Here is a 26332-nt window from a genome sequence, read left to right on the forward strand (position 1 = left end):
GCGCGAGGCCCTCGGCGTTGCCGTCGCGCCCTTTCGCGGAGCGCGGCCTCATCGAGGCGCCGAGCCGTGTGGGCCGGTGTCGCGTCCCGGCTGCGTCGCGGCGGCGGAGTCGTCCAGGACATCGCGCTTGTGCCGCTTGCCTTCGTCGAGGGCGGCGACCTCCGGATAGTGGAGATCGAAGGCCGGGGACTCGGAACGGATCCTGGGCAGGGTGACGAAATTGTGCCGCGGGGGCGGGCAGGAAGTGGCCCATTCCAGCGAGCGGCCGTATCCCCACGGGTCCTCGACCTTGACCCGGGGGGCGAATTTCGCGGTCTTCCAGACGTTGTAGAAGAACGGCAGCGTCGACATACCGAGAAGGAAGGCGCCGATGCTGGAGAGGGTGTTCAGTGCGGTGAAGCCGTCGGCCTGCAGATAGTCGGCGTAGCGCCGGGGCATTCCCTCCGCGCCCAGCCAGTGCTGGACGAGGAAGGTGCCGTGGAAGCCGATGAAAAGGCTCCAGAAGTGAATCTTCCCGAGGCGTTCGTCGAGCATGGTGCCCGTCATCTTCGGCCACCAGAAGTAGAAGCCCGCGAACATCGCGAAAACGACGGTGCCGAAGACGACGTAGTGGAAATGGGCCACGACGAAATAGGTGTCGGTGACATGGAAGTCCATCGGCGGTGAAGCAAGGATGATGCCCGTCAGGCCACCGAAGAGGAACGTCACGAGGAAACCGATCGACCACAGCATCGGCGTCTCGAAGGACAGCGAACCCTTCCACATGGTGCCGATCCAGTTGAAGAACTTCACGCCGGTCGGCACCGCGATGAGGAAGGTCATGAAGGAGAAGAACGGCAGCAGAACGGCCCCGGTGGCGAACATGTGGTGCGCCCACACCGTCGCCGACAATCCCGCGATGGCGATCGTGGCGGCGATCAGCCCGATATAGCCGAAGATCGGCTTACGGGAGAACACCGGAAGAATCTCGGAAATGATGCCGAAGAACGGCAGCGCGATGATGTACACCTCGGGGTGCCCGAAGAACCAGAACAGGTGCTGCCACAGCAGCGCGCCGCCGTTGGCCGGGGCGAAGACGTGCGAGCCGAACTGCCGATCGGATTCCAGCACCAGCAGCGCCGCGGCCAGGACCGGGAACGCCAGCAGTACCAGCACGGAGGTGAGCAGGACGTTCCAGGTGAAGATCGGCATCCGGAACATCGTCATGCCCGGGGCCCGCATGCAGATGATGGTGGTGATGAAGTTGACGGCACCCAGAATGGTTCCGAAACCGCCGAGCGCCAGCCCCATGATCCACATGTCGCCTCCCACATAGGGAGTGCGTTCACCGCCACTGAGCGGTGTGTACGCGGTCCAACCGAAGTCCGCCGTTCCCTGGGTGGTGAACACGCCTCCGAACGCGATGAGGCCGCCGAAGAGGAACAGCCAGTAGGAGAACATGTTCAGACGGGGGAAAGCGACGTCCGGGGAGCCGATCTGCAAAGGCATGATCGCGTTCGCGAAACCCGCGAAGGTCGGCGTCGCGAACAGCAGCAGCATCACCGTGCCGTGCAGGGTGAACGCCTGGTTGTACTGCTCCGGGGACATGATCTGGATTCCGGGCCGCGCCAGCTCGGCCCGGATCATCAAGGCGAGTAGCCCGCCCAGGAGAAAGAAGACGAACGACGTGATCAGGTAGAGATGCCCGATCTTCTTGTGATCGGTCGTCGTCAGCCAGGAGACGACCACGGCCCCTACACTCCGGCCCGCGACGGGGACGGGGGCGACCGGCTCAGTCGACGTCGTCATGAAAACCTTCCGCAAGAACGAGCGGCCGACAAACGGCCGTGACGTACCACTTCTACGCCAGCTCGCTCGGCCGAGCCCCTCATGGCGCGGGCGCGTACGAGTGACATCCGGCAAGAGATGGTGACGTGCGGTCAATTCCGCTCTCAGCTCGTGCCGACGGTCTTTCGCCGCCTCATGGCGGCCACCGCCGCGAGCACGACGCCGCCGCCGATCACCGCGAGTCCACGAAGCCACACCTCGGCCTCGATCTGGGTGGCGAGGACGACACAAGAGATCAGGCCCAGGACGGGAAGCACGGTCGGGGCCCGGAAGTGGTCGCTCTCGCCCGGGTCCCGGCGCAGGACGATGACCGCCGTGTTGACGATGAGGAACACCACGAGGAGCAGCAGGACGAGTGTGGAGGCCAGTTCGGCGACACTGCCGGTCAGCGCGAGCAGCATCGCCACCACCGTCGTGGCCGCGATCGCGACCCATGGGGTACGGCGGCCGGGCAGCACCTTGGTCAGGCCGGAGGGCAGCAGCCCGTCACGGGCCATGCCGTAAGCGAGACGGGATGACATGATGCCGGTGAGCAGCGCGCCGTTGGCGACCGCGATCAGTGCCACGGCGCTGAACAGCCACGTCGGGACGCCTCCCGCGGCCTTGACGACTTCGAGGAGCGGGCCGCTGGACTCGGCGAGCCTCTCCGTCGGCACCGCGGCGGAGGCCGCGATTCCCACGAGCACGTACACGGCGCCCGCCGCGGCGAGCGCGCCGAACAGCGCACGCGGATAGGAGCGTCGGGGGTTGCGCGTCTCCTCGGCGACGTTCACCGACGTCTCGAAGCCGACGAAGGAGTAGTACGCAAGCACGGAACCGCTCAGGACAGCGGGCACGGCACCCTTCTCCGCTGTGCCGAGCTGGGTGAGTCGCCCCGGATCCCCTTCGCCACGCAGCAGCAGCCACGCGCCAAGCACGACGATGACGAGGAGGCCGCCGACCTCGATGACGGTGGCGACGACGTTCGCGCGGGTCGATTCCTTGATGCCTCGCGCGTTGAGCAGCGCGAGTGCGGCGAGGAAGACGACGGCGACCGCTGCGACGGGCAGCGTCACGAACGCCGACAGGTACTCACCGCCGAAGCCCCGGGCGAGGGCCGCGACGGAGACGACCCCCGCGGCGAGCATGCAGAATCCGGCGATGAAGCCGACCACCGGGCCGAACGCCCGCGTCGCGTAGTGCGAAGCCCCACCGGCCCTCGGGTACTTCGTCGCCAGCTCGGCATAGGAAGCGGCGGTCAGCAGCGCCAGGAGGAGGGCCACGGTGAGGGGCACCCATACGGCGCCACCCGAGTCGGCGGCGACCTGCCCGACCAGGACGTAGACACCGGCGCCCAGGACATCTCCGAGAATGAAGAAGAAGAGCAGGGGAGTGGTGAGGGTCCGCCGGAGGGAGGGCTCGGTCGTAACCGTGGGGAGTACTTCGTTACCTGTCGACATGTCGACCCCTATCCCCTGGAAAGCCCGAACCACACCCCTCTCTCCGTCATGTCACCGTGAAAGCCCCGCCACCGGTCGCGGGGCTCACGGCCTGGGGTCGGTGCGATGCCACCGAGGTCGGGCGTCGCCGCCGCGCCGGCCGGCGACGGAGGCACAGCGCGGACATTGGAGCCGCACGCGGTCCGCCGCGCCGCCGGACTCCGGAAAGGTGTCCGCCCAGGTGATGTGGGGGAAGCGGGTCAGCTCGGACCGGCTGAGGGACAGGCCGCACACGGTCTGGTTCATGCCGGGCTCCCAGGCATGAACCTCTCCGGCGGGCAGCCGCCGCCGGCCTTCCTCCTCATCCGTCCACTGCCCTGAGGCGGCGACGGCGTACTGCTTCGAGCGTGGCATGTCGTACCAGCTCCCGTGGTGGTCGGTGTCGATGTCGATGTCGGTCACTTCGGTAGTCGGCCGCGGTTCGGGTACACGGATGTACACCGATGCTGCCGAGGTGCGTTCCGTACGGCCGTCAGGGCTGGTCGGCGCCGGGGCAGGGGAACGGCTGCCGCACTCGCGAGGCCGAACGATCACATCATTTTCAGAACATAGACGTAGATAGGCGGAAAAGGGGTACGCGTGGCGTGCATGAGCAACCGGAAAGCTGAACGTTTCGATTGACCAGGAGGAGCCTTGAGCGACTTCCAGGACAGCGGCCGTCCCGACCGGAGCAGGTCCGAGGCGGTGGCGAAAACGGCTCAGGACAAGGCGAGCGAGGGTGCCGGACTGGTGGCGGAGAAGGCCGCCGCGGTCACCGGCACCGCAAAGGAGCAGGCCGCCGACGTCGTCGGCGAAGCGACGAGTCAGGCCCGTGACCTGGTCGGAGAGCTGCGTGATCAGCTTCAGGGCCAGGCACACACCCAGACGCAGAACCTCGCGCGGAACGTACGCCGATTGGCGGACGAGCTGCGGGAGATGAGCGAGAACGGCAAGCCGGAGTCCAGTGCGGCGGGTCTCGTGCGGCAACTGGCCGACGGCGGACATCAGGTGGCCTCCCGGATCGAAGAGCGAGGACCTGACGGTCTCGTCGGCGATCTGCAGGATTTCGCGAGGCGCAGGCCGGGCGTGTTCCTGGCCGGAGCGGCCCTCGCGGGATTCGCCGTCGCACGGGTCGGCAAGAGCGTCAGCGGGTCCGCCTCATCGAGCACCGGCGCGGGGCAGGGCGGAACGGGCGAGGGCGGCGTGCCACCGCGCCCGACGAGCCCGCCTCCCTACCAGGCGGCACCCAGCAGCGGCCCGGGCGTCCCGCAGACGGGCTATGACGATCCGCTGGACACCTACGGGCAGTCCCAGCCGCCCCACGTGACCCCGTCCTACGGGCAGGCCCCCACGCCCCAGACCCCGCCCGCCGCGGCGGCGCCACCCACCCCGCCTCCGCCTCCGCCGACCGGACCGCAGCGACCGACGCAAGGGAGCTGAGCGTGGTTACCCCGTACAAACAGCGCACCACCGCACCGACGACAGGCGTTCCACCGAGCACACCGCCGGCCGGAACGCGTCCCGGATCCTTCCCCGGAACGCCGCCCGGTAGCCCGTACGGCACCCCACCGCGAACGCCCCCCGGCGTCTCCCCGCAAGCACGCGAGGAGGAGCAGTCGATCGGCGACCTGATCGGAGAGATCAGCTCGGACCTGTCGCAGCTGGTCCGCGACGAGATCGAACTCGCGAAAGCGGAGCTCAAACAGGAGTCGACCAAGGCGGGCAAGGCCGTCGGCATGCTCGGCGGAGCCGGCTACGCCGGTCACCTGGTCCTCCTCTTCGGCAGCCTGGCAGCGGTCTTCGCCCTCGCCAACGTCATGGACCCCGCCTGGGCCGCGCTGATCGTCACCGCCGTCTGGGCCGTCGTCGGTGCGGTGCTGTACACCACCGGACGCAAACGTCTGCGTGACGTCAACCTCAAGCCGGAACAGACCATGGAGACACTGAAGGAGGACGCCCGATGGGCCCGACACCCGACGAGCTGAGGACCGACGTGGAGTACCGGCGAGCTCATCTGGCCCGCAACGTCGACTTGTTGACGGACCGGGTCACCCCCCGCAAGGTGGCGCGCCGCAAGGTTGGCGCGGCCCGGGGCCGGCTGAGCGGAGTGAGGGAGCGTGTGATGGGCACAGCCCGTGAGACCACCGGACGGGTGGCCGAGACCACGCAGGGTGTGGCGGACTCCGCCGGGCAGACGTCGGCGAACATCGCCGAGGCGGCGAAGGAGACGACCGACCGGCTCGGTGACGCCCTGTCCCAGGCGCCCGCCCAGGTCAGGCAGCAGACCCAGGGCAGCCCTCTCGCGGCCGGCCTGATCGCGTTCGGCGCCGGCATGCTGACGGCCGCGTTGCTGCCGACGACCGAGGCGGAGCAACGTGCCGGTCAGCAGCTGCGGGAGCACTCCGACGAACTGCTTGAGCCCGTGAAGCAGCAGGCGGTCCAGGCGGTGCAGGACATCAAGGAGGAGCTGCGCGAGCCGGCCGCCGAGGCGGTGGAGTCGGTGAAGTCCACGGCTCAGGGCGCGGCGCAGACCACGATGGACGAGACCCGGACTGCCGGACAGGAGACGGCGGGCGGCCTGCGCGACATGGGCAAGGACGCCGCCCACGAGGTCCGGGGCCAGAGCGGCCGACAGGGGCCACCGACGGCGTGAGCGGCTGACCGGGCCGCGTGAGCGGCCGTTCTGGGCGGCCGTCCCGTGAGGAGCGAGACGCGTAGCTCGCTGTACGCAGCAGGGGCGCCCGTGCATTCGCACGGGCGCCCCGTCGTCGCGGAGGCCTCGTGGTCCACGTCCCGGCCAAGGCCGGAGGGCCGCCTCGGCGATCCGCCCGGCGGCGCATACCGCACGGGAGTCGGGGCACTGGCCCGGCGGGGAGCGTTCGCGGGTTCGCGACGTGCGGAGGGTGCGCCGTCGGCCCCAGCGGGCCGGCAGTGAGGAGCATCGCTGTGAACAGCGCGACTGTGGCCCGAGCACATGGCTGTTTCCACGTGGTGACCGGCGCGTGGCCCCTCGTCCATCGACGCAGTTTCGAGGCGGTCACCGGGCCGAAGGCGGACGTCTGGCTCCTGCAGACGGTGTCCGGATTGCTGGTCGTCACCGGCTGGGGCCAGATCAGGGCAGCCGATGCCGACCCGGACAGCGCGCGGAGGATCGGCGTAGGCACCGCATGCACGCTGCTCGCCATCGACGTGATCTACGCATCCCGGGGGAGAATCCGGCGGGTGTACTTTCTCGACGCCGTCTTCCAGGCGCTCTGGCTCACCGCATGGCGCCGCCCGTCCGCCTCGTGAACGCGGCGAGCCGGGCTCGCGTACTCACGCCTCCCGCTCCTCCGTGGCGTCGCCGCACGCTCCCGCCCGCCACCAGGCGGCGAGCCAGGCGATCTCTTTGGCCGCGTCCATGAGGTACGTGGCGGGGATCGTGCGCCGGGGGACGTACACCAGATCGATGGCGAGGAAGGTGAGGGCGGTCCCGACGCCGATACGGCGGGCATGGCGCACCCCGGCAGGGGTGGAGCCGGCACGGAGCATGCTGTACCCGGCCGTCGCGAGCAGAGCCCCGCTGGTCCGCTGCAGCCACTTGTCGGTCTTCGCGCCGTAGACCCGCTCGAAGGTCCGCAGCGAGACGACCGGCCACAGCCCGCCGACGATGTTGAACACGCCCTGGGCGCGAGCGACGGCGACAGGACGCACCAGGCTCGATCCACGGCTCCCGCCCTCCGGCGCGGGCCGGAGGCGGCGCGGCGGCGTGGGAGCCCCGCGCCCTTGGCGGGAGCCGGCGTAGGCGGCTTCTCGCAGGGCGCGTAGACGGTCGGTGGGCGGCAGGTCGGGGAGGCGCGCGGTATAGGGGTCGTACGCGACCCGTACGTGCGTGTCCCTCTCCGTGTCCGTGCCCGCGTCCATGTCCATGGCCGGGGGAGTGCCGTTCACGGTGAGCGTGGCGAACTGCCGCCACGGCTCGCCTCGGCCGGCTGCGCAGAGCCGGAAGCGCACCGGATGCCGGCGCAGGGCCTCGGCGATCGCCGCCGGCCGCGCCGGAAGTCGGCGCCCGGGTTCGTCGGGGAAGGCCGCGACGACACGGTCCCGGTCGGGAAAGCGGTAGCCGCTCAGGGTGGAGTACGGCCCGCCGAGTGCGTCGGTGCGCGGTACCGGGAGGTGCCGTGTGAGCGGCCCGCCGCCGCTTGAGGTGAGGAGCAGGTCCAGCGGGCGGCCTGGACCCGCGGCGTCCACGACCTTCAGCGCCAGACCCAGGCCGTCGGGCAGGGCCACCGGTACGCCAGCGGCCCGTGACCAGCGCAGGGTCACGTCGTACCGTCCCGCTCGGTCCAGCCATCCCACCGACCACGGCTCTTCCTCGGAGGGGAGGATCTCGAGCACACCGGAGAACAGCAGACCGTCCGGGTGCAAGGCGGGCCGCCGACGGCGTCGGGCCAGCGCGCGGGCGGCTGACTGTACGGAGCGGGTGAGGGCGACCATCAGAACCCCCCGACCGGCCGCACCGCCGGCCCGGTGGCGCCGATACGGCGCTGAGCCGGGGCGTCCGAGACAGGGGGCGATGCGATGCCGTCAACCATGACCGTTGCCTTTCGTGTGGGTCCACCCGTGCGCTGTCGTGTCCGGCGGGTACCCGTGCCGCCGCGGCCGACACCGCGCCGTACCCGACTCCCCGGCCTCCAGCGCCAAGGGCGCATGGACCGGCCGCCGAGCCGATCACGCAGCGTTGGCGATACGCCATGACTTATCACCCTTTGTAGTGAATCTGGACTTCTGACGCAGGGGCGGCGTGTCGCTGCGGGACTCATGAGGCGTGGGTGCTAGAAGGCGCCCGATCGCCGTGCCACCGGATCGCGGTGGCGAAAGGAAGTACTCCCATGCGGAAGCAGCTCGTGACCGTGGCCCTCATAGGCGCCGCCGGTGCCCTGTGCGCACCGCAGGCGTACGCCGCGCCTGTCAGCGACCAGGACACCGCGTTCACGCAGGCGGCACACCGGGCCAATCTCGCCGAGATCGCCGCCGGACAGGACGCCCAGAGGAACGCGACCACCGGTTGCGTCAAGACCGTCGGAGGCGTGCTGGTACGCGATCACAGCCGACTGGACGCGGGTCTGACCGCGCTGGCGAAGAAGCACGGCATCGCGTTGCCGGGCTCGCCCGCCCCGGAGGACGAGCAGAAGCTCATGGCCGTACGGGCCAAGGCCGGAACCGCCGCGTACGACAAGGCGTGGCTCGCGCACCAGGAGGCCGCGCACACCAAGTCGCTCGCCCGGATCGACGAGGAGATCGCCAAGGGCGACAATGCCGAGGTCGTCGCCGCCGCTCGCGCCGCGCGGCCGGTGGTCGCCATGCACCTGGACATGGTCCGCGGCGGCACCTGCCACGCGGCCAAGGACTCGAAGACCGTCGGCGCCGGCAACGGCGGCCAGTTGGCCGCCGCGATGAACGACCGCGTCGTACTGGGCACGGTGGCGCTGGCCGGCGGCGCGCTCCTCGTGGCGGGCGCCGGGCTGTGGGCCCTGCGCGGACGTCGCAGCGACGCCGAGAGCTGACGGGATGAGGCGGCGCCACCGCGTCGGCCCCGCGACGGCGGCCATGGCCGGTGGCGTACTCATGGCGGCGGCCGGCTGGAGCTTCCTCGACCGGGCCCATCCCGGCGTGGACGCGGGTGCCCTGCCCGCCGCCGCACCCGCCGCCGACCCGGCTGCCGAGAGGCATGCACCCCCGGTCGCCGTCACGGTCCGTGGAGCGTCCGGCTTTCACGCCGAGGTCGGTCCCGTCGCCGCCACGCGCGGCGGAGACCTCACCGTGCCGGCGCGCGGCGACCGCGCCGGCTGGTGGGCCCTGGGCGCCGCCCCGGGAGACTCACGGGGCACCGTGCTGATCGCGGGACACGTGGACACCAAGGAAGGGCTGGGCGCCTTCGCGGAGCTCCACGACCTGGACCTCGGCCGGCGGGTGGAGGTCACCGGAGCCGACGGACGCACCCACCACTACCGCATCACCGCCCGCCGCACGTACCGTCACGCCCACCTGCCGTCCGACCTCTTCTCCTCCGAAGGCCCCCCTCGCCTCGCGCTGCTCACCTGCGCCGGCGACTACGACCGGGCCACCGGTCAGTACGCCGACAACCTCGTCCTCTACGGCGAGTGGACCGGGGCAGGCGCAGTGCAGACGCCCGCTCCGACGCCCGGTACGAAGAGCGCCGACCCCGCCGCTGGATCAGGCTGATCGCCGCCGCCGGACGGCTGGGGCGTAGGCCGCGTACGACGCGCCCGGCACCCCTTGCCGTTGTCACTGTCTTCGACCGCCTGCCCCCGACCCCCGGGGGTCAGAGGCCGAAGACCTCAGGGGAGTCGGCCAGCGCCCGGAAGTACTCGCGCGGATCCTCCACCAGCCGGCGCGCCTTCAGATCCATCAGGCCGCCGACGCCTGTCACCTCGGCGGCCACCGTGCCGTCCGCCTTGCGAATCGTCTGCTCGATACGGAAGGTCTTGCCCTCACCCCAGAGGAAGGCGCACGTCACCTCCACCTCGTCACCCGCCCGCAACTCCCGCTGATAACGCACGGTCACCTCCAGGGCCACCGGCCCCACGCCCTTTTCCAACAGCTCCGCCTGCCGGATGCCCGCCTTCTGCAACAGCGACCAGCGGGCATGCTCCGCGTACTGGAGATAGACGGCCTGGTTCAGATGGCCCTGGGTATCGGTCTCGTATCCACGCACGGAAACGGCTACGGAGAATGGCTCGGCCACGGCGTTCCTCTCGACGACAGCACGGCAGGATGACTGGCTCGATCCAGTCAATCGCGCGACGACGCACAGCATTCCACGGCGGGGCCGCCCCGCTTCGGAGAGGGCCAGGCCAGTAGTACGGAGTCGGGTCCCTCGGCCACCGCCACGCTCTGCCCGAGTCGGGGCGGTCCGTACCTCCTTTGAACGAGGCGGTGTTGGGAATGCGCAGTCCCGATCCGCTCAGTCCAGGAGCTGCTTATCCTTGTGGCTATGACTGCCCAGCCTCGGGATCCTTCTTCGCGCCCTGTTCCCTCAGGAGAGCTCCGAGCCTCTCACGACGAACGGGAAGCAGTGGTCGAGCAGCTGCGCGACGCGGCAGCCGAGGGGCGAATCGATTTCGATGAGCTGGATTCGCGCCTGGAACAGGCTCTGAAAGCCAAGACGCATGCTGAGCTGGCCGTCGTGACCGCGGACCTGCCGAGGCTGAACCTCCCCGAGAGCCAGCCGCCGCTGGTGCTCAAAGGCGGCATGTCCGGCGCCTCCCGAGGCCCCGGGCGCTGGGATGTCCCCGGGCACGTGATCGCTCACGGAGGCGTGGGGGGTGTGAAGTTGGACTTCACCCGGGTCGAGTGCCGCCTCACGGAGGTCGCAGTGGAGGCGCACGGGGACACATCCGGTGTCACGATCGTCATCCCCGACGGCTGGGCCGCAGACACCAGCGGCATCGATCCCGGCGTGGGCGGCCTGACGGACACGACCACTCCCGAGCGGCTCCCGGGAACTCCGCTGATCCGGCTCACCGGGTCCGGTGGCGTGGGAGGCGTGGTCATCCGCCACCCCAACCGCCGGGAACGGCGCAAGCTGCACAGCAACCCGATGCGGGGCTAGGACGCGCGCCGCGGTGTGCCACCCAGGCATCTGCTCCGGTTCGTGCTCACCGCTCCACGCCCGGAGGGCGATACCCGACTCTCTCGGCTGTCCGCAGCGCGTCCAGCGTTTCGTCGACGGTCAGGAGAACGGTCGTCTCGAACGAGCTGAGCGCCCCGCCTCCAGTGATCGCCAGCGCGACGGCGGCCATGGAGACGTTGTCCGGAGCCTCCCAGAGGCCGTAGCCGTCGTGCGTGCCGAAGGCGTACCAGAAGCCGTGGAGCTTCCCACCGACGGACTCGATGTACGACTCGGCGGCCTTCCTGCGGTCCTCGGGGTGGCCGATCAGCCTCGCCCAGGTTTCTGGTGTGTAGCTGAACGTCGACAGATAGAGCGGCATCGTGTTCTCTCCTTCGTTTCATCAAGGGATGCCCGCGCTGGGCGGAAGGAGCGCCGAAGGCGGCCAGGGTCCCCCGAACAGCCGGTGACGACGACCGGCACGGTGAACGATGAGAGTGCGCATTCAAGGCCCGGGCCGGGGCCGGGGTTCAGGACACCGTGGAGGCGGGAGGGCTCCAGCGGTGGGTGCGCGGCACCGTGCTGGAGACGCCGAAGTCCTTCTTCAGCTGTTCCGGGATGGCGTAGTGCATGACGCGTCCGCGCGTGAGGGAGGACAGCTCGAAGATGGTGGTGAGGTGGCCGAGGCGGTCCAGGGCCCAGGCGCTGAACGGGGAACGGTCCTCGATGGTCTCCAGGACGCCCAGGAGGTGAGGTGCGGCCTTGATGACGGTGTCCCATGGTGTACGCGGCACGTGGAGCCAGTCGGCGCAGGTGTCGCCGATGAGATGGCGGATGAGGGCGGAGACGATCGGGTCGAAGAACGTGCCGGGCACCACCTCCTCGTAGAGGTCGATGAGCTGCCGGGTCAGCTGCGTGCCCTCCTCCGAGGGCCCCATGTACCGGATCATGTACAGGTCGAGGAACCGGCGGGCGTCGTCGAGGGTCTTGGGCACGGCGTCCTGGTCGACGCCGAGCATGGCGCCGACGACGCGCCAGGCGTAGTAGTACGCCTCCGCGCCCTCCGTGGACATGTGGATGCCCAGGCGGTGCAGGCTGTCCAGCACGAGCAGGGAGAAGAACATCTGCCCGCCGATCATGTCCTCCTGGCAGATCGGCGTTCCGAACGTGTCGGTGTCCCACCGGTTCTCGCGCGTGAGGTGGTGGCGGATGGATGCGTGCAGGAGGCGCACCTTCTGGGCGGCGGGGATGAAGCGGCTGCCTGCCTCGAAGGCGTCGGGCCGCATCAGGTAGACGGTGAACTGTCCCGTCTCCGCCATCCGTTTGGAGGGGTACTTCAGCCCGTGGGTGGTCGACAGCAGCTTCGCCACACGCGGGACGACGTAACAGGCGGGCATGGAGGCGAAGGACAGCGCGGTGGAGATGTGCACGTTGTTGTCGATGAAGAACAGCCGAGCCCTCTCCATCTCGCCCCAGTCCACCCAGGCCGGCGGCACACGGGTGGCCTCGAGGTATTCCCGGGCGACGTCGGGCAGCCCGTCCGGCAGGGGAGCGCCGACGGTGGAGACGTAGCGCATCAGGCTGTTGAACTTTCCGACCTCCCCGCGTTCGAAGAGGGTGGCGACGGTGGCGTCGGCGAGTTCGTCTCCGGCCAGCCGCAGGGCGTTCATCGATGCCTCGGTGTACGTGATGGCAGTAATCCTTGTCTTCCAGGGGGCCGTCCACGACCGGCGGGAGGCCGACGTGAGGCCGGCGGAAAGCCGGCGGGAGGCCCGGCGGAGGGGGAGGCACGGGATTCGCGCAGCCCCCGATGCGAGGGTCAGGACCGGCGAACCGCCGCCGAGTGCGCCAGCGCGCTCAGGGCAGCCGCGGCGTGCGCCGGTACGTCCAGTTCGGAGAGGGCGTCGAGCGCCGCCTCGACCCGCGCGCTGATCATGCCCTCGATGCGGTCGGGTGCCCCGACCCCGCGCATCACCTCACGGACCGTTTCCAGATCCTCGTCGCCCGGGTCCTGCCGGCCGAGGAGGGCCCGCAGCAGCTCCCGTTCGTCGTCGCCGGCCAGGCGCCAGGTCTCCGCAAGCAGCGCCGTGGGCCGGTGCCCGCGCAGGTCGTCCACGCTGGCCTTGCCGGTGTGCTCCGGGTCCCCGAACAGGCCGAGCAGGTCGTCCCGCAGCTGGAACGCCTCGCCCAGCGACAGCCCGTACGCGGAGTAGCCCTCGCGCAGCCGGGCCCCGGCCCCCGCCAGGGCGCCGCCGATCAGCAGGGGCTGCTCGACGGTGTACTTGGCGGTCTTGTACCGAATCACCTTCAACGACGCGGTCGTGTCCGGACCGGCTCCGGTACGCAGGATCTCCAGGCACTCGCCCGCGACCAGCTCCCGAGCCATCACCCACCACAACGGCCGTGCCCGGGCGAGGTACGCGGCGGGCAGGCCGCTGGTGGCGAACAGCTGCCCGGCCAGCGCCATCAACAGATCTCCCACCAGCATCGCCAGCGACCTCGCGGCACCGGCGGCCAGCGGTCGACCACGTACGGCACCACGCAGGGCGACGTGTGCCGTGGGCCGCCCGTGCCGCAGCGGGCTGTCGTCGATGAGGTCGTCGTGCGCCACCGCGGCGGCATGCACCAGCTCCATGGAGGCCGCCGCCCGCAGCAGCGCGTCACCGTCCGGCTGTCCCACCGCACGCCAGCCCCAGTAGCAGAACGCCGCCCGCAGCCGCTTGCCGTCCGCGACCGCCGCCTCCAGCCGCTCGGCCACCGGGGACAGGAGCGGATCGATGGCCGCGAACCGGTCCGCCTCCTGGGCGACGAACCGGTGCAGCACCTCGTCGACGCGGCCCTTGAACGCGGCCGGCTCCCACCCGTCAGACGCCATCGACGCCCCGTCGAGCCAGGGAGTGCCGGGCCAGAACCTCCAGATGAGCCGGGGGTACGGTCGCGTACCGGTCCAGTACCAGGCGCCCGCGCGCGACGAGGTCGTGCTGGGCCTCCGCCGCCAGCTCCGCGGTGTCCGAGCGGCGCAGCAGCCCCCGTACCGTCCCCAGGGCCGAACCCAGCGTGCTCACCGCCAGATCGGCCAGCCCGGCCACCAGCAGCACCGCCTGGCCGTCCAGCCCACCGCCCCGTTCCGCTTCCTGCCTCATGCCATGTCCCCACTCACCGATGTCCAGGCGGCGTCGGTCACACGCCGTCCCTCCGAGCATCGCGTCGGAGAGGGCGCGATGGCGGAGCAACTCACGATCGAGTGATCACACCGCTCGACCGTACGGATCGGTCCGCCCCGGGCGCTGAACGGCTCCCGGGGCTCCCGGCCACTACAGGTCCCTGGCTTGACTGTCGTATGCCTCGACGGGTAGGCAGTGGCCTGCCCCTGCTCAGGGGCGGAAACAGGGGGACGCACGCATGAAGCCGTTGGCACCGGGGGATCCCGTCTCGGTCGGTGACGGCCGCTACCAGCTGACACACCGGCTCGGTCAGGGTGGCATGGGCGTGGTGTACCTCGGCCGTTCTCCGTCGGGCCGGGCGGTGGCCGTGAAGGTCGTACGGCCGGAACTGAGCACCGAACCGGGCTTCCGGCGCCGGTTCGCCGACGAGGTGGCGGCCGCCCGGCGGGTGGGCGGCTTCCATACGGCCCCGGTGGTGGACGCCGATCCGGAAGGCGATCCGGCCTGGCTGGTGACGGCGTTCGTGCAGGGGCCGACGCTGGCCGCCGTCCTCGCGCGCGTCGGCTCGCTGCCGGCGGACACCCTCACGGTGCTGGCGGCCGGGCTCGCCGAGGCGCTGGAGGCGATCCACCGGGCCGGTGTCATCCACCGCGATCTCAAGCCGGCGAACATCATCGTCGCGGAGGACGGGCCTCGGGTCATCGACTTCGGCATCGCCCGCGCCCTGGACGGGACGACACTGACACGGACCGGCTACCAGGTGGGGACTCCAGGCTTCCTCTCGCCCGAACAGCTCACCGGAGGCGCGGTCACGCCGGCCGTGGACGTCTTCGCCCTGGGCGTGGTCCTGGCCCAGGCGGCGGGCGGCTCGCCGTTCGGGGACGGGCCGTCCGCCGCGCGCCTGTACCAGGTCGTCCACGAGGACCCGGACCTGAGCGCCGTCCCCGACGCCCTGCGCGGGCTGGTCGCCGACTGCCTCTCCAAGGACCCGGCGGCACGGCCCACCCCGACCGAATGCCTCCGCCGTCTGACGGTCCGCCACCGGGAGGACGGTGCCTGGCTTCCGGACGCGGCGACGGCCCTCTTGCCCCGCCGGGACCCGGCGCGCGAGGAGCCGGGTGCGCACGGTGCGCCGGAGCGGCTTGAGCGGGAGAGGACGGGGACGGCGCGAACCGAGCCCGAGAGGCTTGAGGCGGATCGGGTTGAGCGGGAGCTGTCTGAGCCGGAGGGGACGAAGCCGGAGCGGCCTGAATCCGATCGAACTGAGCCGCAGCAGCCCGGGCCCGAGCGTCCCGGGCTCGACCGGTCCGGGCTCGAACGTCCTGGGCTCGAACGTCCTGGGCTCGAACGTCCTGGGCCTGAGCATCCTGGGCCTGAGCCGATCGAACCGGGTGCGACTGGCGACGAACCTCCTGTACGGCGTCCGGGGCAGCGCCGCGTCGTGCCGGTCGTCGTGGGCGCCCTGGTGGCGCTGGCCGTGGCCGGTGTCGTGGTGTGGCAGCCGTGGTCCGGCGAATCCGGGCAGAACGGCAAGGGCGGCGGCACCGGCGGTCCGTCCGCCTCCTCCTCAACCCCGGCCCCCTTCCCCGACGAGCCCCTGCTGATCCGGCAGGACACCGCACCGGGCTGGCCGGGGACATGCCATGGGGTGATCGCTCGCCGCGACCCGGGAGAGGATGTGTCCGTCCCCCTGATCGCCGACGACACCTGCTCCGTACTCCCGCAGTGGTCGCCGGACCGGCGCTCGATCGCTTTCACACGCATCACCGCCGAGGGCGCGGCCGTCTGGACGGCCAACGCCGACGGCACCAATCCTCGGCGGCTTGCGTCCATCGCCGGCGGCCGGGTGTCCTGGTCCCCCGACGGCACCCGGCTGGCGGTGCTCCGCAAGAAGAGCGGTGTGCAGCAGCTGTTCACGGTGGACCTGGCCGACGGAACCGCACGGCAACTGACCACCGGCTCCGGCCGGGTGGAGGACCCCGCCTGGTCGCCGGACGGCAGGAACATCGCCGTCTGCCAGGAGGCGGGGAAGGGCAACTGGCAGATCCACCTGGTGAATCCGGACGCGCCCGGCGCCGCCCCGCGGCAGGTGACCCGGCTGCCGCACCCGGCGTTCGACCCGGTGTGGTCGCCTGACGGGCGCGCGTTCGCCTACACGGCCGGCCGCTACGGCCAGGGCACCCAGGGCGACATCCACGTGGTCGGCACGGACGGCCGGAACGACCGCGCGGTCGTGGCGACCGGCGTCCATGAGATGGACCCCACGTGGTCTCCGGACGGCGCCTGGCTGGCCTTCGTCCGCGGCCCCTACGAGAAGCCCTGGATCTGGGCCGTCCGCCGGGACGGCACCGAGCCCCGCTCACTGACCCCGGGCACCACCGCCGAGGGTCACCCGAGCTGGCGCTGACGCGTCATCTGCTGCGGGACGGCGGCCGCGGGGTGCTGCCTGTACAGCCGACGGGACGGCGCGCCCGAGCGGGGCGCGGCCGCCGTGTTCACCGGGGCTCTGCCTGCGTCCTGCTCGACCTGGTAGTCCTGGTCGGTCTGCGTCCTGCTCGGCCTACGTCCTGTGGCCGCCGAGCACGACCGGTAGGAGGAGACGCCACAGGCAGCCCGGCCAAGGTGATCGACGAGGCCCCAACACCGCCTTGTACAGACCCCGTTGATCTGAAAGGTCGTTCGGTGTTCACCGGCGTGTGCGCCTGTCTTTGCCCGCCACCCATAGCGTTTCCGCGCCCACCCCCTTGACCGAGGAGTACCGTGAGCGCTTCCGCTCTGTGCGCGCTGGCCGCCGCCTTCCTCATGGCGACCGGAACCGCCCCCCACCCTCCGCTGTCCGTCACCGCACGCGCCGAGACCCCCGCGGTCTACGACGACGAAGCGGGCGGCAACGCCGACGCCGACGACCCGGCCGTCTGGGTGGACCCCGCCCATCCGGGTCGCAGCATCGTCATCGGGACCTTGAAGGAGGCGGGCCTCGACGTCTACGGGCTGGACGGCCGCCGCCTCCAGCACATAGCGGCGCCCCCGGCCCCGTACGACGAGGCCGCGCCCGGCCGCTTCAACAACGTCGACATCGTCTACGGGTTCGAGCTGGACGGCAGGAAGACCGACCTGGCCCTCGTCAGCGACCGAGGACGAGACCGGATCCGGGCCTTCGCCATCGACCCCGGCGCCGTCGCGGCGGGCAGGCCGCCGCTCAGGGACGTCACCGCGCCCGATGCCGCGCCGGTCTTCGCGGCCGACGAGGCGGAGGTGGACGACCAGCACACCGCCTACGGCCTGACCGCCTTCAGCGACGACGACAACGCCTATGTGGTGGCCTCGCAGCGCGAAGAGGCCCGACTGCGGCTGCTGCGACTCGAGGACCGCGACGGACGAATCGGCTACCGGACCGAGGACACCCTCGACCTCCCCGACACCTTCACCCTGCCCGACGACACCACCTGGTCCCCGTGCGCCGACCCCGGCGAGCGCCCGCAGGTCGAAGGCATGGCCGTGGACCAGGAGGAGCACGTGCTCTACGCCGCTCAGGAGACGGTGGGCCTGTGGCGGATCGAACTCGACGGTGAGGAGTTCGACGATGCGGAGCTGATGGACCGCGTGCGCGAGTACGGCACCCCGTGGACGTACGACACCACGGAGGAGGAGTGCGTCCTCGACACGGAGAACGACCCCGGATTCGGTGGTGAGCACCTCTCCGCCGACGCCGAAGGCGTCACCGTCTACCACGCCGAGGACGGCACCGGATACGTGCTCGCCTCCAGCCAGGGCGACGACACCTTCGCCGTGTACGAGCGTGACGGCGACAACCGCTACGTCGGCAGCTTCTCCGTCACCGACAGCACCGCCACCGACGGCGTGCAGCACTCCGACGGCGCCACCGTGGTCAACGTCCCCCTGGGCAGGCCGTTCCCCAAGGGGCTGCTGGTCACGCACGACGGTGAGGCCACTCCCGCGGACGGGGACCGGGAAGGCACCAACTTCAAGCTGACCCGGTGGGACGCCGTGGCCGCCGCGTTCCCCGAGCCCTTGACGGTCGACACGGACTCCTTCGACCCGCGCACCTCGGACTGACCCCACCCCAGAGCGGCTCGCCGCCCCCGACACCCGTGGTCGGCGAGCCGCCACGACCTCCACGTCATTCAGGCGTCGAACGGTCAAGGCCATGGGGGCCGGGTATCACCCCACCGTCTCCGAGAGCGCCCGCGCGAACGCCTCCGCCTGGGCCGAGGAGTGAGCACGGGGCCGGACCAGGCCCAGGAGGGAGTCCGGGAGGCCCTCGACCGGGACGTACGCGAGGGAGCCGCGCCGGCTGTGGTAGTCGGCGGTCGAGCGGCAGAGCAGCATCGCCCCGCGGTTCGCCGCCGCGAGGCTCAGGCCCTCCTGGAGCGTGTTCACGACGGGGCCGGCCGGTACCGCGCGGCCGCCCGGCGTTCGGGACGGTGCCTGCGCCAGCTGCCAGTAGGCGGGCGCCGGGGGGCTGACACCGATCAGATCGCACTCCGCCAGATCCTCCGCCGAGACCGACTCCCGTGCGGCGAAGGGATGTTGGACCGATATGGCGAGGGTCTGTGGCTGCCGGGAGAAGACCGGGCCGAGGACCAGGTCGTCCTCCTCCACCGGCAGGAGGACCACCGCGCAGTCCACCTCCTGACGGCGTACGGGGCCGAAGGGATCCGACAGCGGAACCTCGGCCAGTTCCCATACGCACTCCGGGTACCGGTTGCCGAACAGGGCGATGGCCCGCCCCAGGTGGTCGTCGACGGCGCCCTGGAAACCGATGCGCAGCACCCCGCCGTTCCCGCGGGCCGCAGCACGGGCGTCGTCGACCGTCGCGCGCAGCGCCTCGTACGCGGGACGCAGACCGGCGAGAAAGCTCTCCCCCAGAGGCGTGAGGCGCACCCGGCGGCTGGTGCGCTCGAACAGAGGGGCGCCGATCCGGCTCTCCAGGGCCCGCAGCAGCTGGCTGACCCGGCTCTGGGAGACGTACAGCCGCTCACCCGCCCGGCCGAAGTGCAGTTCCTCGGCGAGGACGAGGAACGTCTCCAGCTCGCGCATCTCGAGACCGCTCATGCGTCTGCGCCTCCTTCCCCCGGGGGAGCGACCGATCGAGTAGCCCCGCTCATCGAGTAGCACCGCTCATAGAAGGATGAAGGATCGGCCGTTGTTCCCGCAGGTCACCGCCGGTTGGCTGGTCGCATGGCACAGACAGAGAAGAACGCGCCCGCCGTGGCGCAAACGGGGCGCCCAGAGCTACGGGAGTGGCTCGCCGTGACCGCCGTCGCCGGTGCGACATTCACCGTGGTCAGCTCCGAGATGCTGCCGGTGGGCCTGCTCACGCCCATCGGCGACGCGCTGAACGTCACGGAGGGAACGGCCGGGCTGACGCTGACCGTCACCGGCCTGGTCGGCGCGGTCTCCGCGCCGCTGCTGACACCGGCGTTGGGGCGGTTCGACCGGCGGCTCGTCCTGTGTGCCCTGATGGCGGTCCTGACGTTCGGCAACCTGCTGGCGGCGTGGGCGCCCGGCTTCGGCGTGATGATCGCCGCCCGTGTCCTGGTCGGCGTCGGCATGGGCGGAGTCTGGGCCATCGCCGCCGGCCTCGCCGTACGGTTGGTCGCGCCGAAGTCCGTGGCGCCCGCCACCTCACTCGTCTTCAGCGGAATCGCCGTGGCGTCCGTCCTCGGCGTCCCGGCAGGCACGTACATCGGTGAACTGGCCGACTGGCGCACGGCGTTCCTGACCATCGCCGGCCTCGCGCTGCTGGTCCTGGTGGCTCTCGCGGTGCTGCTGCCCCCACTGCCCGCACACGAGCACATCCGCGTCGCCGGTGTGCTGAGGCTGGCAGGCAACCCCCGCGTGGCCACCGGCCTCGCCGTGGTCGGCCTCCTGGTCACGGGGCACTTCGCCGCCTACACGTACGTGCGCCCCGCCCTGGAGGAGATCTCCCGAGCGAGCGCAGCGGCGATCGGCACACTGCTGCTCGTGTACGGAGTCGCCGGCGTCCTCGGCAACTTCGCCGCCGGATCCGGCGCCGGACGGTCACCGCGCCGCACGCTCGTGGTGATCAGCCTGGTGCTGTCGGCGACGGTCGGACTGCTGCCGCTGCTGGGCGGTTCGGTCATGACGGCCGCGATTCTGCTGGCCGTGTGGGGATTCTCGTACGGCGGTGTCTCCGTCAGCACCCAGACCTGGTTGCTCGCCGCCGCCCCGCACGCCAGGGAGGCGGCGTCCTCGCTCTTCGTCGGCGTCTTCAACGGGGCCATCGCCCTGGGAGCACTGGTCGGCGGCCTGGTGGCGGACGGCGCCGGGATCGAGCCGGTGCTGTGGACGGGGGGCGCGCTCGCCGCGGGTGCGCTGGCAGTGACAGCCTTGGGGCGCGCCCCGGAGAGCGGACGCCTCTAGGCCGTGTCCGGCAACTCTCGCCGGGTTCGCCACGCCTGGTCGGCACGTCACGCGGGGGAGCGTGTGCGCCGCGAACCGGCAGGTTCACACCCCTCCGCGTTCGAAGGCGACTATCTCACTGTCGAACACATAAAAATCTGTGCTGGCCGCAGTAGACATTGGGTGGTGGTGTGGTTATGGTTTCTCTCGTAGCAGAGATCGAGAAGGGCCCGGCAGAGATGAACTGCCGGGCAGCAGTACCCGCAGTTGCAGTTGTAGTTCGCAGGACGGTGCGGCGGTGGAGTTCCGAAGCCAGAGCGGTTGCAGGATGGCGACGGGACTGACGGCCGGACCGGGTGGCCCGCAGTGATCAGGGGCCGCCACGAGCAGTACCGGCAGTGCGGTTCACAGCGGTACCCCGGTAAAGGCGTCTGACTGCGGGCGCGCGTACCGGGAAGTCCGGCAGTGGGGTTCTAAGCCAGAGCAGACGCAGGACGGGCGACGGGGCTGGCTGCCGGAGAGTGGCGCTGTTCGAGGCCACAGCAGTACGCAGTACCAGTTCAGTAAGTGATTGGTTCAGAGGGAAGAACGGAGGAGTTGAACGCCATCAGGATCGCCCGGACGGAAGTACTGAGTCCGGGTACCGCAGGACATCGATAGGCAGGTGGTCTCCGGTCACGCAACCGCGATCCCCGCGCCCCCGGCGGCAGTTCAGCCGGGCCCGCGGAAACAGAAGGTCGGCGCAGCACTAGGGCCGACAGATGGTGTAGCAGTTCCTTCGGGGCCCTGGTGCCGGTACGGCACCAGGGCCCCTCAACACGTTTGACAGAGAGGTGCCAATTGACAGCAGACGACCCCTACGGCCGTCTCGACGACGACGACTTCCCCGCCTACACCATGGGCCGGGCCGCCGAACTGCTCGGCACCACCCAAGGCTTCCTCCGCGCAATCGGCGAAGCCCGCCTCATCACCCCGCTGCGCTCCGCGGGAGGCCACAGACGCTACTCCCGCTACCAACTGCGCATCGCCGCCCGAGCCCGGGAACTCGTCGACCAGGGGACCCCCATCGAAGCCGCGTGCCGCATCGTCATCCTCGAGGACCAGCTCGAAGAAGCCCGACGCATCAACGCCGAATACCGCCGCGCCGCCGAAGCGGCGAACCCCCCGATCGCGGCACCCCACCGAGACGCCTCCACCAGGACCTCCGAACCCCAGCCGGCAACCCGGTGACGAGCCGACCGCCCGGCTTCCTCATCTTCCTCCCCCCAGCGTGAGGTCCTCGGGTACGGCCTCCGGATGTCATGCCGGGCTCGTCGCACCTCGCGCACGCGAAAGCAGAACCTTCTGGGCTGTGGCCCGCGGGCCCCACGGGGTGCTCGCGGCGGTTGCCGGGGAGGTCAGCCCCAGTGCGGCGTTGTCCTTGCCGTCCCGCATGTGGTCGAGCCAACGTTCGTACCGGCTGAGGAAGTCCGGTGCCGAGGAGACGTTCGGAGGCCAGACGCCGTCCGCGTTGCCGGTGACCACACGGCCGGCAAGAGGACCGGTCACTCCGATGAGGCACAGATCGCTGCAGCCCATCTCGATGACGTGAAGGAACAGGTCACGCTGCACCGCATCCGGGTGGTCCACATGAGTGAAACCTTGCGGGCTGCCGTCCGACGGCTTCCGGTTCATTGTGAACAGCCTGCACTCATCCAGCGGAAGCAGACCGTAGAAGGGGCCGGCACCACTGCCCCCGAGCTCGATGAGGAACGCTCTGTAGGCCGCCGGCAGGACAATGTGGTGTTCCGTCTCGAAGGCATCGGCCTCTGAGGGACTGATGCGCGGGCCGAGGCGGAACTGGTGGCGCTCTTCGCACGCGGAGTGGCTACGTCGTGCCTGGTACGGAATCTTCGCCAGCTCGCGGCGTATGCGGGCATTGCCCGTAAGGGCATCAAGCCCCTCCACACGACTGGGCCGCCACCGCTGGGCCGTCGAGAGGAGGGTCTCCTGCCTGGCTGGATGCCGACGCCTGCATCGCCGCTACGAATGCCTTCGTCGGTACAGCCGCGGCGCTCATCGACTACCGCCGACCCACTTCGTGGACAACAGCGACTAGAATCTACCGGGACATCGCGTGTCGATCACCGGCTGGGTGAGGCATGGAGGTGTCGGGAGATGCCTTCGGAGGCATTCCTTGTCAGTTGAGTTGAACCACACGATCGTCCACGCCCGGGACAACCGGGAGTCCGCGCAGTTCTTCGCGGACCTGCTGGGTCTTGAGATCACCGCGGAGTGGGGCCCCTTCATCGCGGTCGGCCTGAGCAACGGCGTCACGCTGGACTTCGCCACGATCCCCGCCGACCACATCGTCATGCAGCACTACGCCTTTCTGGTCTCCGAGGAGGAGTTCGACGCGGCGTACGCGCGGATCAGCGAGCGCGGCATCGAACACTACGCCGACCCGCACCGGCAACGGCCCGGCGCGATCAACCACAACGACGGCGGCCGCGGGGTGTACTTCATGGACCCGGCGGGCCATGCCATGGAGCTGATCACCGTGCCGTACGGCGGCTGGCCCTCGTAAGCACATGCGCCGAGCGCCGCACCCCAGCCCGGGGTGCGGCCCTCAACCGTTGCTTGTGCCCGATGTTCTCGCGGCGGCGCTTCCCCTGGCCCTTCGTCCTTGTCAGGCGGTGGAGATTCGTGAAGGGGACGCGCACTCTTCCTATTGAGCCGGGAGCGGTAGACCGAGCCAAGGCCGACCGAGTCCTCATGCATCTCGCCGAACCCGCGAACGCTCTTGTGCGGCTTCATCGCGCGACTCGGCCAGGTGCCCGAGTCGGGCTTGCCGAACGGGACCGGGACACCTTGATCGTCGATGCCGTAGATCTTGAGACAAGCCGCGCTTTCACCCGCTACATCATGCCGAAGTGGTCCGCAATGCGAAACCATCGGGCGGAGCCGCGCACGCCTCGCCGAACAGGCAGGCTTCCGCGTCGAAACCGTGCTCGGCACGACACCGGTCTTCCAAGACTTTCATGAGGCGGACCACACCCTGGGCCTCGGCCGAAACATGCAGAAGCCATCAACGATGGTCGCATCGACCAACACCGTGGCCGTCGCTGGTTCGACGGGCTCTCCCAAGGGCCGTTCTATGCGTCGTTCCCTCTCGTCAGCGTGATCTGCTCCCGTTGATTGGGAGGGCGCTCGGCCGACAGTGCGATCCGATCGTCTCATCCAGTGCGGCTGGACGCGCTCGTGGCCGGGGTTGAGCGCCCATCGCTCGCCGGCCTCCTGCGGAGCAAACAACCGGAGTCCCCAGCTCTCTACGACCAGGTCCTGGAGCGGAGATAGCGGCCGCTGGTCCGACACCATCGTGGGCCGCGACCGCCTGGTGTTCTTCGACCGACCTGGCCGCCCAGTTGAGCCGGCAACAGTCGCCTGATGGCGGCATGGAGAAGACGGCCTGCACCGCGGGCGCGCCGCCCGCACCCGGGGCCTGAGCGGTGCAGGCGTTGTCCGAGTGGCAGGGCTGGCCCGAATGAGTGACGGTGGTGGAGGTGTGCTCGTGCAGGTGTCGTGGTGTCACGCCAGATACCGCACGATCGCCGACCAACGCGCAGTTGGTACTTCACTCGGCCTGGCAAGCCGGCTTCACCCATGGCATGGCCGCCGATCCCGAGGGAGGAAGACCCATGCCATCGTTCAGAGACGCCCTGCGGACAGGGCTGGCGGTCATCGCGGTACTGGGAATCTCGGCCCCCGCCGCGCTGTCCGCCGCGCTGTCCACCGCCGGGAGCGCAGCAGCGGCGCCCGGGAAGTACTGCGGATCGGACAGTGTCCACGGACTCGCCGTGTTCGGCAGCGGCACCACTTCCTGTCCCACCGCCCTCGACGTCGCCAACGCCTATCAAGCCCGCGGTTCGGATGGCTCCCCGGTGACCGTCCGCGCCGGCGGCACCCCCTGGCGCTGCCAGGAGCGGCAGGGCGATCCCAATCCCGTCCACCGGTGCGTTGCCACCACCGATTCGAACCGGTGGGTCGAGCTCACCTCGTAGGCGTCAGCGCCTTCACTTCGGAGGTTTCCCATGAACTCTCTACGCTTGTTCGCCGGCGCGGCCGCGGCTGCCCTGGCCCTCGCTCTCCCTTCCGCGGCTCACGCGGCGCCGGCCATCGCGCCCGGTGGTTGCGCCAAGGCGATAGCGGTCGCTGAGATGACCGAGAAGGACTATGAGGACACGGTGAAGTGGTACAAGAGCCTCATCGCCCAAGGCGGCCACCCCGGCGTCGTCGGAGAGCGAGCGGTAGCGGACGCCAAGGCGGATCGGGACAGGGCGGCGTCCCAGGCGCAGCGTATCTGCGGCCCCTGACCCCTGTTGTTCCCGTGGTGAGCTGCGGAAGGCCGACGCCGGCCTCCCACGGCTCACTGCGTTACGGCCACGCGCCACGCCCGCGCGGAGACGGTGAGGCGCCGCCCTCTACCCGTGTCAGGACGCTCCACACGGTCATCTCTACGCAGAGTGGCCAGGCGTCGCTCTCGAGGCGAGCGAGGAACCGGTCGTCGAGACCCACCACGCCCTACCTGCGCCAGCTCTCAGCAAACAGTTGACAAAACCGGCTCAAGTTTATGCCGGAAGTGGACGTATGGGGCGAGCGGCACCTCACTCCACCGGGGCAGCCGAGAGCGATCAGGAGGGCATGACGATGGCCAAGGCTGTGGGTATCGACCTGGGGACGACGAACTCCGTCATCGCCGCGTACGAGGCCGGGAACCCCGCTGTGATCACCAACGCCGAGGGCGGACGCACCACCCCGTCGGTCGTGGCGTTCACCGACACCGGTGAGCGCCTTGTCGGGCAGATGGCGCGTCGGCAGGTGGTGCTGAACCCGCAAGGCACCGTGTATTCGGCGAAGCGGTTCGTGGGCCGCCGGATGAGCGAGACCGGGGGCCGTCCCCGACGGCTCCACCATCACGGTCGACGCGGACGAGGAGCACCTGACCATCGACACCGTGCCGCCGCAGGAGAACACGCCACCGACGACGCACTGACCGCACCTGCGGGTATCACTGCAAGAGGCCGCCGGCTGGTGTGCGGGCGGCGGCCCCTCGCGGCAGTGGCAGGATCCTCAGGCATGAGCATGGAAAGAGCGGATCGGCCTGTCGCCCTGGTCAGCGGGTCCACGTCGGGCATCGGGGAGGCCGTCGCGCGGAGGCTGGCGAAGGACGGCATGCGGGTCGTCGTGCACTCGCGACGCAGCGTGGCGGCCGGGAAGGCGCTTGCGGCGGAGTTCGGCGGGGCGTACGTGCGGGCGGACCTGGCGGTGGAGGAGGAGGCCCGGGGACTGGTCGAGACGGCGCTCGAACGGTACGGGCGGCTGGACGTGCTCGTGAACAACGCGGGCATCAGCCGGCCGATCCCCCACGACGACCTGGCCGCGGCGACACCCGCGTACTGGCGACAGTTGCTGGAGGTCAACCTGATCGCGCCATGGGTCCTGTGCACGGCGGCACTTCCGGCGCTGCGCGCATCCCCGGTGGGCGGCAGCATCGTCAACATCACCAGCCACGCCGGGGTACGCCCCAAGGGCTCATCGGTGCCGTACGCGGCGAGCAAGGCCGCGCTCAACCACGTGACCCGGCTCCTCGCGGCCGCCCTCGGGCCCGAGGTGCGGGTCAACGCGGTCGCGCCGGGCCTGGTGGACACGCCGATGACGAAGGACTGGGCGCACGCGCACGAACTGTGGCGTGAGCGTGCGCCCATGCGCCGTCCGGCCCGGCCCGCCGACGTGGCCGACCTGGTGGCGTCGCTGCTCGCGAGTTCGTACCTCACCGGCGAAGTGATCCTGCTCGACGGCGGCCTGAACCTCACCTGAAGCCGTCCATCCGCAGCGGGGTGTCATCA

The 26332-nt window shown here is 70.4% G+C and carries 26 protein-coding genes and 2 pseudogenes; 17 read left to right on the forward strand and 11 right to left on the reverse strand.

The genetic code is table 11. The features are described 5' to 3' along the window. Nucleotides 1-48: 48 nt before the first annotated feature. The 3 genes from ctaD to ACIRB4_RS24270 form a co-directional block, all read right to left on the reverse strand. On the reverse strand, nucleotides 49-1788 hold the full coding sequence (ctaD, locus tag ACIRB4_RS24260) for a cytochrome c oxidase subunit I (protein WP_403294325.1): 1740 nt from the start codon (nucleotides 1786-1788) through the stop codon (nucleotides 49-51). Nucleotides 1789-1931: 143 nt separating this feature from the next. Continuing rightward, on the reverse strand, nucleotides 1932-3266 hold the full coding sequence (locus tag ACIRB4_RS24265) for an APC family permease (protein ID WP_403294244.1): 1335 nt from the start codon (nucleotides 3264-3266) through the stop codon (nucleotides 1932-1934). A gap of 84 nt (nucleotides 3267-3350) precedes the next feature. Further along, complete coding sequence (locus tag ACIRB4_RS24270; RefSeq protein WP_403294326.1) at nucleotides 3351-3659, reverse strand: hypothetical protein; 309 nt, start codon at nucleotides 3657-3659, stop codon at nucleotides 3351-3353. Nucleotides 3660-3938: 279 nt separating this feature from the next. On the opposite strand from ACIRB4_RS24270, the gene ACIRB4_RS24275 reads away from it, so the two are divergent. The 4 genes from ACIRB4_RS24275 to ACIRB4_RS24290 all read left to right on the forward strand — a co-directional run bounded on the left by ACIRB4_RS24275 (nucleotide 3939) and on the right by ACIRB4_RS24290 (nucleotide 6575). Next, a complete protein-coding gene (locus ACIRB4_RS24275) occupies nucleotides 3939-4724 on the forward strand; it encodes a hypothetical protein (protein ID WP_403294245.1) in 786 nt (261 codons plus the stop codon). Nucleotides 4725-4726: 2 nt separating this feature from the next. Continuing rightward, a complete protein-coding gene (locus ACIRB4_RS24280) occupies nucleotides 4727-5269 on the forward strand; it encodes a phage holin family protein (protein ID WP_403294246.1) in 543 nt (180 codons plus the stop codon). Then, on the forward strand, nucleotides 5245-5937 hold the full coding sequence (locus tag ACIRB4_RS24285) for a DUF3618 domain-containing protein (protein WP_403294247.1): 693 nt from the start codon (nucleotides 5245-5247) through the stop codon (nucleotides 5935-5937). The genes ACIRB4_RS24280 and ACIRB4_RS24285 overlap by 25 nt, the downstream gene beginning before the upstream one ends. A gap of 293 nt (nucleotides 5938-6230) precedes the next feature. Then, nucleotides 6231-6575 carry a hypothetical protein gene (locus ACIRB4_RS24290; RefSeq protein WP_403294248.1) on the forward strand — a complete coding sequence of 115 codons (345 nt, stop codon included), beginning with the start codon at nucleotides 6231-6233 and terminating at the stop codon, nucleotides 6573-6575. A gap of 24 nt (nucleotides 6576-6599) precedes the next feature. Here ACIRB4_RS24290 and ACIRB4_RS24295 read toward each other — a convergent pair whose 3' ends face one another. Beyond that, entirely contained in the window at nucleotides 6600-7760 is a 1161-nt protein-coding gene (locus ACIRB4_RS24295; protein WP_403294249.1) for a hypothetical protein, read from the reverse strand. 395 nt (nucleotides 7761-8155) lie between these two features. Between ACIRB4_RS24295 and ACIRB4_RS24300 the strand changes: the two genes are divergently transcribed. Continuing rightward, entirely contained in the window at nucleotides 8156-8830 is a 675-nt protein-coding gene (locus tag ACIRB4_RS24300) for a DUF4142 domain-containing protein (protein WP_403294250.1), read from the forward strand. A gap of 4 nt (nucleotides 8831-8834) precedes the next feature. Continuing rightward, nucleotides 8835-9509 (forward strand): class F sortase, encoded by a 675-nt coding sequence (locus tag ACIRB4_RS24305; protein ID WP_403294251.1) that lies wholly within the window; start codon nucleotides 8835-8837, stop codon nucleotides 9507-9509. Nucleotides 9510-9609: 100 nt separating this feature from the next. Here ACIRB4_RS24305 and ACIRB4_RS24310 read toward each other — a convergent pair whose 3' ends face one another. Next, the gene (locus tag ACIRB4_RS24310) at nucleotides 9610-10032 is read right to left on the reverse strand and encodes an acyl-CoA thioesterase (protein ID WP_403294252.1); all 423 of its coding nucleotides are present in this window, start codon (nucleotides 10030-10032) and stop codon (nucleotides 9610-9612) included. A gap of 249 nt (nucleotides 10033-10281) precedes the next feature. On the opposite strand from ACIRB4_RS24310, the gene ACIRB4_RS24315 reads away from it, so the two are divergent. Further along, on the forward strand, nucleotides 10282-10899 hold the full coding sequence (locus ACIRB4_RS24315) for a DUF1707 domain-containing protein (protein ID WP_403294253.1): 618 nt from the start codon (nucleotides 10282-10284) through the stop codon (nucleotides 10897-10899). 46 nt (nucleotides 10900-10945) lie between these two features. Here the strand turns inward: ACIRB4_RS24315 and ACIRB4_RS24320 are convergent, their stop codons facing one another. The 4 genes from ACIRB4_RS24320 to ACIRB4_RS24335 all read right to left on the reverse strand — a co-directional run bounded on the left by ACIRB4_RS24320 (nucleotide 10946) and on the right by ACIRB4_RS24335 (nucleotide 14039). Further along, nucleotides 10946-11278, reverse strand: a complete 333-nt coding sequence (locus tag ACIRB4_RS24320) for a GYD domain-containing protein (protein ID WP_403294254.1) — start codon at nucleotides 11276-11278, stop codon at nucleotides 10946-10948. Nucleotides 11279-11426: 148 nt separating this feature from the next. Next, a complete protein-coding gene (locus tag ACIRB4_RS24325; RefSeq protein ID WP_403294327.1) occupies nucleotides 11427-12587 on the reverse strand; it encodes an oxygenase MpaB family protein in 1161 nt (386 codons plus the stop codon). Between the two features lie 128 nt (nucleotides 12588-12715). Next, complete coding sequence (locus ACIRB4_RS24330) at nucleotides 12716-13771, reverse strand: polyprenyl synthetase family protein (protein WP_403294255.1); 1056 nt, start codon at nucleotides 13769-13771, stop codon at nucleotides 12716-12718. Then, entirely contained in the window at nucleotides 13761-14039 is a 279-nt protein-coding gene (locus ACIRB4_RS24335) for a polyprenyl synthetase (RefSeq protein ID WP_403294256.1), read from the reverse strand. Before ACIRB4_RS24335 ends, ACIRB4_RS24330 begins: the two co-directional genes overlap by 11 nt. A gap of 259 nt (nucleotides 14040-14298) precedes the next feature. On the opposite strand from ACIRB4_RS24335, the gene ACIRB4_RS24340 reads away from it, so the two are divergent. Both ACIRB4_RS24340 and ACIRB4_RS24345 read left to right on the forward strand, forming a co-directional pair. Next, a complete protein-coding gene (locus ACIRB4_RS24340) occupies nucleotides 14299-16467 on the forward strand; it encodes a protein kinase (protein ID WP_403294257.1) in 2169 nt (722 codons plus the stop codon). Nucleotides 16468-16820: 353 nt separating this feature from the next. After that, complete coding sequence (locus ACIRB4_RS24345; RefSeq protein WP_403294258.1) at nucleotides 16821-18137, forward strand: phytase; 1317 nt, start codon at nucleotides 16821-16823, stop codon at nucleotides 18135-18137. A 105-nt stretch (nucleotides 18138-18242) separates the two neighbouring features. On the opposite strand, the gene ACIRB4_RS24350 is transcribed toward ACIRB4_RS24345, so the two are convergent. After that, nucleotides 18243-19136, reverse strand: coding sequence for a LysR family transcriptional regulator (locus ACIRB4_RS24350; protein WP_403294259.1), 894 nt, complete (start codon nucleotides 19134-19136; stop codon nucleotides 18243-18245). 126 nt (nucleotides 19137-19262) lie between these two features. On the opposite strand from ACIRB4_RS24350, the gene ACIRB4_RS24355 reads away from it, so the two are divergent. Continuing rightward, nucleotides 19263-20468, forward strand: coding sequence for an MFS transporter (locus tag ACIRB4_RS24355; RefSeq protein ID WP_403294260.1), 1206 nt, complete (start codon nucleotides 19263-19265; stop codon nucleotides 20466-20468). Between the two features lie 819 nt (nucleotides 20469-21287). After that, nucleotides 21288-21677, forward strand: a complete 390-nt coding sequence (locus ACIRB4_RS24360) for a MerR family transcriptional regulator (RefSeq protein ID WP_403294261.1) — start codon at nucleotides 21288-21290, stop codon at nucleotides 21675-21677. 69 nt (nucleotides 21678-21746) lie between these two features. Here ACIRB4_RS24360 and ACIRB4_RS24365 read toward each other — a convergent pair whose 3' ends face one another. Next, nucleotides 21747-22358 (reverse strand): SMI1/KNR4 family protein, encoded by a 612-nt coding sequence (locus tag ACIRB4_RS24365; RefSeq protein WP_403294328.1) that lies wholly within the window; start codon nucleotides 22356-22358, stop codon nucleotides 21747-21749. Here ACIRB4_RS24365 and ACIRB4_RS24370 point away from each other — a divergent pair. The 6 genes and pseudogenes from ACIRB4_RS24370 to ACIRB4_RS24395 all read left to right on the forward strand — a co-directional run. Then, nucleotides 22332-22476: pseudogene (locus ACIRB4_RS24370) on the forward strand (IS5/IS1182 family transposase); the annotation flags it as partial. The gene ACIRB4_RS24365 and the pseudogene ACIRB4_RS24370 sit on opposite strands and share 27 nt — an antisense overlap. Nucleotides 22477-22623: 147 nt before the next feature. Beyond that, complete coding sequence (locus ACIRB4_RS24375) at nucleotides 22624-23013, forward strand: VOC family protein (protein ID WP_403294262.1); 390 nt, start codon at nucleotides 22624-22626, stop codon at nucleotides 23011-23013. A gap of 1111 nt (nucleotides 23014-24124) precedes the next feature. Continuing rightward, a complete protein-coding gene (locus tag ACIRB4_RS24380; RefSeq protein ID WP_403294263.1) occupies nucleotides 24125-24487 on the forward strand; it encodes a hypothetical protein in 363 nt (120 codons plus the stop codon). A gap of 30 nt (nucleotides 24488-24517) precedes the next feature. Then, nucleotides 24518-24799, forward strand: coding sequence for a hypothetical protein (locus tag ACIRB4_RS24385; protein WP_403294264.1), 282 nt, complete (start codon nucleotides 24518-24520; stop codon nucleotides 24797-24799). Between the two features lie 334 nt (nucleotides 24800-25133). Next, a pseudogene (locus ACIRB4_RS24390) lies at nucleotides 25134-25358 on the forward strand (Hsp70 family protein); the annotation flags it as partial. Nucleotides 25359-25562: 204 nt separating this feature from the next. Then, nucleotides 25563-26303, forward strand: a complete 741-nt coding sequence (locus tag ACIRB4_RS24395) for an SDR family NAD(P)-dependent oxidoreductase (protein WP_403294329.1) — start codon at nucleotides 25563-25565, stop codon at nucleotides 26301-26303. Nucleotides 26304-26332 lie beyond the last annotated feature (29 nt).

This window comes from Streptomyces sp. NPDC093600, assembly GCF_044764755.1.
GTDB lineage: Bacteria > Actinomycetota > Actinomycetes > Streptomycetales > Streptomycetaceae > Streptomyces.

What these genes read in the sequence shown, in the direction of transcription:
- ctaD (WP_403294325.1), bottom strand. Translation starts at nt 1,788, where the DNA reads ATGACGACGTCGACTGAGCCGGTCGCCCCCGTCCCCGTCGCGGGCCGG.
- ACIRB4_RS24265 (WP_403294244.1), bottom strand. Translation starts at nt 3,266, where the DNA reads ATGTCGACAGGTAACGAAGTACTCCCCACGGTTACGACCGAGCCCTCC.
- ACIRB4_RS24270 (WP_403294326.1), bottom strand. Translation starts at nt 3,659, where the DNA reads ATGCCACGCTCGAAGCAGTACGCCGTCGCCGCCTCAGGGCAGTGGACG.
- ACIRB4_RS24285 (WP_403294247.1), top strand. Translation starts at nt 5,245, where the DNA reads ATGGGCCCGACACCCGACGAGCTGAGGACCGACGTGGAGTACCGGCGA.
- ACIRB4_RS24295 (WP_403294249.1), bottom strand. Translation starts at nt 7,760, where the DNA reads ATGGTCGCCCTCACCCGCTCCGTACAGTCAGCCGCCCGCGCGCTGGCC.
- ACIRB4_RS24300 (WP_403294250.1), top strand. Translation starts at nt 8,156, where the DNA reads ATGCGGAAGCAGCTCGTGACCGTGGCCCTCATAGGCGCCGCCGGTGCC.
- ACIRB4_RS24305 (WP_403294251.1), top strand. Translation starts at nt 8,835, where the DNA reads ATGAGGCGGCGCCACCGCGTCGGCCCCGCGACGGCGGCCATGGCCGGT.
- ACIRB4_RS24315 (WP_403294253.1), top strand. Translation starts at nt 10,282, where the DNA reads ATGACTGCCCAGCCTCGGGATCCTTCTTCGCGCCCTGTTCCCTCAGGA.
- ACIRB4_RS24320 (WP_403294254.1), bottom strand. Translation starts at nt 11,278, where the DNA reads ATGCCGCTCTATCTGTCGACGTTCAGCTACACACCAGAAACCTGGGCG.
- ACIRB4_RS24330 (WP_403294255.1), bottom strand. Translation starts at nt 13,771, where the DNA reads ATGGCGTCTGACGGGTGGGAGCCGGCCGCGTTCAAGGGCCGCGTCGAC.
- ACIRB4_RS24335 (WP_403294256.1), bottom strand. Translation starts at nt 14,039, where the DNA reads ATGAGGCAGGAAGCGGAACGGGGCGGTGGGCTGGACGGCCAGGCGGTG.
- ACIRB4_RS24340 (WP_403294257.1), top strand. Translation starts at nt 14,299, where the DNA reads ATGAAGCCGTTGGCACCGGGGGATCCCGTCTCGGTCGGTGACGGCCGC.
- ACIRB4_RS24350 (WP_403294259.1), bottom strand. Translation starts at nt 19,136, where the DNA reads ATGAGCGGTCTCGAGATGCGCGAGCTGGAGACGTTCCTCGTCCTCGCC.
- ACIRB4_RS24355 (WP_403294260.1), top strand. Translation starts at nt 19,263, where the DNA reads ATGGCACAGACAGAGAAGAACGCGCCCGCCGTGGCGCAAACGGGGCGC.
- ACIRB4_RS24380 (WP_403294263.1), top strand. Translation starts at nt 24,125, where the DNA reads ATGCCATCGTTCAGAGACGCCCTGCGGACAGGGCTGGCGGTCATCGCG.
- ACIRB4_RS24385 (WP_403294264.1), top strand. Translation starts at nt 24,518, where the DNA reads ATGAACTCTCTACGCTTGTTCGCCGGCGCGGCCGCGGCTGCCCTGGCC.
- ACIRB4_RS24395 (WP_403294329.1), top strand. Translation starts at nt 25,563, where the DNA reads ATGAGCATGGAAAGAGCGGATCGGCCTGTCGCCCTGGTCAGCGGGTCC.